This window comes from Streptomyces sp. (assembly GCF_031178505.1).
Classification (GTDB): Bacteria; Actinomycetota; Actinomycetes; order Streptomycetales; family Streptomycetaceae; genus Streptomyces; species Streptomyces gulbargensis.
Window position 1 is genome coordinate 1 of the sequence record NZ_JAPSIW010000389.1, and the last position, 6,489, is coordinate 6,489.

At 75.2% G+C, this 6,489-nt stretch carries 5 protein-coding genes; 3 read left to right on the forward strand and 2 right to left on the reverse strand.

Going from position 1 to position 6,489, the window contains the following annotated elements:
- Positions 1-101 precede the first annotated feature (101 nt).
- On the reverse strand, positions 102-794 hold the full coding sequence (locus tag RIF68_RS22930) for a hypothetical protein (protein ID WP_309053175.1): 693 nt from the start codon (positions 792-794) through the stop codon (positions 102-104).
- 13 nt (positions 795-807) lie between these two features.
- Positions 808-3,399: an FHA domain-containing protein gene (locus tag RIF68_RS22935; protein ID WP_309053176.1), complete on the reverse strand. Its 2,592-nt coding sequence runs from the start codon at positions 3,397-3,399 to the stop codon at positions 808-810.
- A gap of 126 nt (positions 3,400-3,525) precedes the next feature.
- Between RIF68_RS22935 and RIF68_RS22940 the strand changes: the two genes are divergently transcribed.
- The 3 genes from RIF68_RS22940 to RIF68_RS22950 form a co-directional block, all read left to right on the forward strand.
- Entirely contained in the window at positions 3,526-4,167 is a 642-nt protein-coding gene (locus RIF68_RS22940; RefSeq protein ID WP_309053177.1) for a TetR/AcrR family transcriptional regulator, read from the forward strand.
- A gap of 157 nt (positions 4,168-4,324) precedes the next feature.
- Positions 4,325-5,029 (forward strand): ThuA domain-containing protein, encoded by a 705-nt coding sequence (locus tag RIF68_RS22945; protein ID WP_309053179.1) that lies wholly within the window; start codon positions 4,325-4,327, stop codon positions 5,027-5,029.
- Positions 5,030-5,132: 103 nt separating this feature from the next.
- Positions 5,133-6,489, forward strand: a 1,357-nt coding sequence (locus RIF68_RS22950; RefSeq protein WP_309053178.1) for an NADP-dependent succinic semialdehyde dehydrogenase, incomplete at its 3' end; no start/stop codon positions are given.

Genomic DNA, 6,489 nt, shown 5'->3' on the forward strand with positions numbered 1-6,489 from the left:
GCCGCGTCCGATCTCGTCCTCCACCCGGTAGCCCGCCACCTCCCGGCCGAGCAGCCCGGAGGGCCGGCCCGCCGGAAGCCCCGCCTCCCGGTCGCCGCCCGTCACGGCCCCTCACCCGCCGGGCCCGACGGCCGGTGCACGACCTGCGTGGGCGGGGGCGCCGCCCCTCCCAGCCCGGGCACCACCCGCGTCGGCTCGTGGCCGGCGGCCCCCGTGTCCCCTTCGCCGGGACGGCCCGCCGCCTCACCGCCCTCGTCACCGTCCTCGTCGCCGTCCGGGACCGGCGCCCGCCGAGGGGCCGCCGACACCGCGTACGTCCGGAGACCGGAGCCGTCGCAGTACACCCAGCGCTCGTGCTCGGCGTCGTACAGCCACACCGACTCGCCGTCCACGACCATCCCCACCCGCAGCCCGCGCGTGCGCCGCCGGAACGTCTCGCCGTCCAGGCGGCCCGCCGCCAGCTCCTCCGCCGCCCGCCGATAGCGGCCGAGCGCGTCCTCGGCGCGGGCGATCAGCGGCCTGGGATCGGCGGTCCGCGCCGCCGCCCGGCCGGCCGCCGGCGGATCGGCGGGCACGGCGACGAGGAGCCGGGCGTCCACCCAGGCCGTCCAGCCGTTCGAGCACACCACCCGCCCCCAGTCGCCGCTGCGCTCCACCAGCTCCACCGGCAGGAACGCGTCGAGCGGCACCGTCGGCAGCGCCGGATCCGGCGCCTCCCAGGCGGCGAGCCCGTCCCGGGGCACGACGTGGCTCGGCCGGAAGTCCGGCAGGAGGTCGGGTACGGAAAAGCTCACGGGACCACCCTTCCTACCGGCGCCGCATGACGACCGGTTCGTGCCGCCGCAGCAGCCGGGCCACCAGCAGCCCGAGGACGAGACAGAGCACCGCCAGGACGCCCATGTCCAACAGCCAGGCCTCCGCCGTGTGCCGCATGAGCGGGTCGGACGTCTTCTCGCCCGGCACGGTCCTCCCGATGTCGACGGTCGCGCCCATCGCCGCGAACGCCCAGCGGGACGGCACCAGCCAGGCCAGCTGCTCCAGGCCGGGTGTGCCGCGCACGGTGAGGAGGGCGCCGCAGAACACGACCTGCACGATGGCCAGGAGGACGAGCAGCGGCATCGTCACCTCCTCCTTGCGGACGAGCGCCGAGACGAGCAGGCCCAGCATCATCGCGGTGAAGGCGAGGAACGCGACCGCGAGCGTGATCTCCACGAGCGGGGGCAGCAGGACCCCCTTCCCGCCGGGGACGTTCAGGGGCACGCCGACCAGGGCGACGAGGGTGAGCACGACCGCCTGGACGACCGTGATCACGCCGAGGACGACCACCTTGGAGGCGAGGTAGGCGGAACGGGAGAGGCCGACGGCTCTCTCGCGCCGGTAGATCGTGCGTTCCTTGACCAGCTCGCGGACGGCGTTCGCGGCGCCCGTGAGGACACCGCCCACACAGAGGATGAGCAGGACGTTCAGGGTGGACTCGGGGTTGAGCCGGCCTTCCGACAGGGCGCGGGCCATCGCCCCCATCACGAACGGCAGCGCGATCATGATGGCGAGGAAGGTCCGGTCGGCGGCGAGCGCCGCCGCGTACCGGCGGACGAGGGTGCGGAGCTGGGATCCCCAGCTCTGCGCCTTCGGCGGCGGCGCCGGCTCCCCGGCCGCCGCGAGCCCCGCCGTGCCGCCGGCGGCTCGCGGCGGCAGGGGCACGTCCGCGCGGGCCGTGGCCTCGGCGATGTACCGCCGGTGGACGGGGGAGGAGTGGTACGTCCCCGCCCAGTCGCGTTCCCGGTCGTTCTCGAAGGCCTCGAAGGCCTCCGGCCACTGGGTGAACCCGAAGAAGCCGAGCGCCTCGCCGGGCGGCCCGTAGTAGGCGACCCGGCCGCCGGGCGCGAGCACGAGCAGGCGGTCGCACACGTCCAGGCTCAGCACGCTGTGGGTCACCACGACGACGGTGCGTCCGTCGTCGGCGAGACCGCGCAGCATGTGCATCACGGAGCGGTCCATTCCCGGGTCGAGACCGGAGGTGGGCTCGTCCAGGAAGAGCAGGGAGGGTTTCGTGAGCAGTTCGAGGGCGACGCTCACGCGCTTGCGCTGGCCGCCCGAGAGGCTGTGGATGGGCTGGCCGGCGCGCTCGGTCAGGCCCAGTTCCCGGATCACCTCGTCCACCCGGTCGCGCCGCTCGGCGGGCGCGGTGTCCTCCGGGAAGCGGAGCTCGGCCGCGTATCCGAGCGCCCGGCGCACACTCAGCTGGAGGTGAAGGATGTCGTCCTGCGGGACGAGCCCGATGCGCTGCCGCAGTTCGGCGTAGTCCCGGTACAGGTCGCGGCCGTCGTACAGGACCGTGCCCCGGTCGGCGGGGCGCTGTCCGGTGAGGGCGTTGAGGAGCGTGGACTTGCCGGCGCCGGAAGGTCCGACGACCGCCAGCAGGCACTTCTCGCCCACGGGGAACGACACCTCGTCGAGCAGGGTCTTCCGGCCGTGGTCGACGGTGACGGAGAGCGCCCGCACGTCGAGGGAGACCTCGCCGCTGTCGGTGAACTCGACGAGCTGCCCGCCGATCAGGCAGAACGCGCAGTGGCCGATGCCGACGATGTCGTCGGGGGTGACCCGGGCGTCCGCGACCGGCCGCCCGTTGAGGAAGGTGCCGTTGTGACTGCCGAGGTCGTGGATCCAGTAGGTGCCGTCGGGGTGGGCGCGCAGTTCGGCGTGGTGACGGGAGACGACGAGATCGGCGACGACCACGTCGTTGTCGGGCGCGCGGCCGATGCGGACGCTGTGCGCCGGGAGCGGCCGGACGGAGGTCGGCTGCCGGAAGGTGCCGGTCGCGGCGGGATGCGCGACGGAGGGCGGCCGGTACGCCTCCGGTACGGGCGCGGGGGCGGGACCGGGCCGTGCGTGGGACTCCCGTACGGGGCCGGGCGCGGGGTCCGCGAAGGGCTCGGCGGCGGGGGCCTCGGGGGCCGGGGGCGGGGGTTCGGGGGGTGCGGATGCCGGCGACCCGGGTGCCGGCGGCACCGGCGGGGCGGGCTCCCGGGCTCCTGCGGGCCCCGGCCCGGCTTCCGGCTCCGGAGGCGGAGGCGGAACGGGTTCGGCGAGGACCGCCAGGGGGCCGTCGTCCGGGTGCCCGAACCGCACGGCCGTCCCGGGTCCGACCGCCCGTGGCGTGTCCAGACGCCGTCCGTCCGCGTAGGTGCCGTTCGTACTGCCCTCGTCCGTCAGGGTCCACCGGCCCCCCGCGGCGCGGAGCACCGCGTGGTGCCAGGACGCCCGCGCGTCCGAGAGCACGATGTCACTGGTGGGGTCGCGCCCGATGCGATAGACGCGGCTCGGGTTCATCAGCGTCGCGTCCCCGTCGATCTCGAGGACCAGGGCGGGTGCGGCGGGCGCGCCGGGCCGCTGTCCCATGAGTGAAAGCCTATCCGCCGTTGCCGGTCCGCGCCCGATCTGGAGGCGCGGGTAAGGTGGGCGCCGCCGGCGCGGGGAGGCGGCGGAGGCCGCGCGGGAGCGGCCCGGACACGGGAGGGGACCACGATGCCGAAGGGTGTCACCGGCCGGCGCCCCCGGACGCGTGCGGCCCTCCTGAAGGCCGCCCTGGAGACCTTCGCCGAGCACGGCTTCCACGCCACGACCATCGAGCAGGTCTGCGAGCGCGCCGGCTACACCCGGGGCGCGTACTACTCGAACTTCGCCGGCAAGGAGGAGCTCTTCCTCGCCCTCTTCGACGAGCACGGCGAGCGGATCGTCCGGCGGCTGGCCGAGGCGATCGACGCGCTCGGTCCCGAGGAGCACACGGTCGCGCGGATCGCCGAACTCGCCGCCCGGGTCGAGCCGGAGGAACGCGACTGGTACCTCGTCACCACCGAGTTCACCCTGCACGCCATCCGCGACCCCCAGGCCGCCTGGGTCCTCGCCCGCCACGAGGAGCGGCTGCGCGCCGAGATCGCCCGCGGCCTCGCCCTGGTCCTGCGCCGCGCCGGTCGCGCGCTCACCGTGGACCCCGACCGGTTCGCGCGCCTGATCGTCGCCCTGCGCGAGGGCGGTCTCGCCCAGAGCTACGTGGAACCGGACGCCCTTCCTCCCGGCACCCTGGAACGGGAGTTCCTGCCCGCGCTCCTGGAGGCCTCGACCAGGGACCTGCCGGACGGGCCCGAGCGGGAACCGGACGGGCGCTGACCGGCGGGGAGCTCCGACGCCAGGGGCCGGGGCCCGGCCGCTTGCGGCGCGCCGGGACACCTGACTACGGTCGGCACCGGACGCGGGTGGCAAGCGCTTTCACGCCGTGTTCGCCCCGCCCTCTGCCCCGCCCACGGACCGGAGACGCCGCGTGCCCCTGCCCCCCGCCGATGTCCTGATCTACACCCGCACCGCCGGTTACCGTCACGACTCGATCCCGCACGGGGCCGCCGCGCTCACCGAACTGGCGGCCGGGCTCGGCCTCACGGCCGACGTCACCGAGGACCCGGCGGCCTTCCGTACCGACGGGCTCGCCCACCGTGCCGCCGTCGTCCTGCTCTCCACCACCGGAACCGTCCTCACCGACGAGGGCCGCACCGCCTTCGAGGCCTACCTGCGCGCCGGCGGCGCCCTCCTCGCCGTCCACGCGGCGGCCAACGCCGAACCGGACTGGCCCTTCTACGGCGCGCTCCTCGGCACCCGCTTCGCCGGCCACCCGGAGATCCAGCCCGGCCGCGTCCTCGTCGAAGCCCCCGCGCACCCGGCCACCGCACCGCTCCCGGCCGCCTGGACCTGGACCGACGAGTGGTACGACTTCACCTCCGATCCCCGGTCCGGCGGCGTCCGCGTCCTCGCCCGCGCGGACGAGTCCGCCTACCGGGGCGGCACCCACGGCGCCGACCACCCGCTCGTCTGGTCGCGGCGGATCGACCGGGGCCGCTTCCTCTTCACGGCGCTCGGGCACGCCCCGGAGGCGTACCGCGACCCCGCCTTCCGCGCCCACCTGTCGGGCGCCCTCGCCTGGCTGACCGGAGCCGCGCCGGAAGGCGAGGCCCCGGCGCCCCCGCCGCTCACGGGCTGAGCACCGGGTCACCCCACCGCACCGCCCCTGTTGCGTACGGGCGTCCGACGCGGGAGGTTGCCGGTGGGGGCACGCGGGGGCGAGGGCGGAAGGAGAACAGGTCATGGGCATCGCCACCGTCAACCCCGCGACCGGTGAGACGCTGCGCACCTACGAGGCCCACGGGCCCGACGAGGTGGAGCGGCGCGTCGCCGCCGCGCACGAGGCGTTCCGCCAGTACCGCACCACCTCGTTCGCGGAGCGCGCCCGGCTGCTGCGCGCCGCGGCGGCACTCCTCGACGAGGACACCGAGGACATCGCCCGCACCATGACGGTCGAGATGGGCAAGCCGATCGTCGCCGCCCGCGCCGAGGCCGCCAAGTGCGCCAAGGCCATGCGCTGGTACGCCCAGCACGCCGAGGCGCTGCTCGCCGACGAGCACCCGGGCGAGCACGACGTGCAGGACTCGGGCGCCGACCGGGCCCGCGTCCACTACCGTCCGCTCGGGCCGATCCTCGCCGTCATGCCGTGGAACTTCCCGCTCTGGCAGGTGATCCGGTTCGCCGCGCCCGCGCTCATGGCCGGCAACACCGGCCTGCTCAAGCACGCGTCCAACGTGCCGAGGACCGCGCTCTACCTCGGTGACCTCTTCCGCCGCGCCGGATATGCCGACGGCTGCTTCCAGACGCTGCTCATCGGCTCCCGTGAGGTGGAGGGGGTGCTGCGGGACCCGAGGGTCGTGGCGGCCACCCTCACCGGGAGCGAACCGGCCGGACGGGCCGTCGCCGCCGTCGCCGGCGAGGAGATCAAGAAGACCGTCCTGGAGCTCGGCGGCAGCGACCCGTACATCGTCATGCCCTCCGCCGACGTCGTGCGGGCCGTCAAGACCGCCGTCACCGCCCGCGTCCAGAACAACGGCCAGTCCTGCATCGCCGCCAAGCGGTTCATCGTCCATCAGGACGTCTACGACGACTTCGTGGAGCGCTTCACGGCCGCGATGAACGCGCTCACCGTCGGCGACCCGCTCGACGAGGCCACCGACGTCGGCCCGCTCGCCACCGAGCGCGGCCGTTCCGACCTGGAGGAGCTCGTCGACGACGCCGTACGGCGCGGCGCCACCGCCCTGTGCGGCGGGCGGCGCCCCGACGAACCCGCCCTGCGGGACGGCTGGTACTACCGGCCGACCGTCCTCACCGGCATCACGCCGGAGATGCGGATCCACCACGAGGAGGCCTTCGGTCCGGTCGCCACCGTCTACGCCGTCCGGGACGCCGACGAGGCCGTGGCCGTCGCCAACGACTCGCCCTTCGGACTGAGTTCCAACGTCTGGACCCGAAAGGACGAGGAGATCACCCTCTTCGTCCGCGACCTGGAGGCGGGCGGCGTCTTCGTCAACGGCATGACCGCCTCGCACCCGGCGCTGCCCTTCGGAGGGGTCAAGCGCTCGGGGTACGGCCGCGAACTCGCGGGGCCCGGCCGCC

Excerpts from the sequence above, each read along its gene's own strand:
- RIF68_RS22935 (WP_309053176.1), bottom strand. The coding sequence starts at position 3,399 with ATGGGACAGCGGCCCGGCGCGCCCGCCGCACCCGCCCTGGTCCTCGAG.
- RIF68_RS22940 (WP_309053177.1), top strand. The coding sequence starts at position 3,526 with ATGCCGAAGGGTGTCACCGGCCGGCGCCCCCGGACGCGTGCGGCCCTC.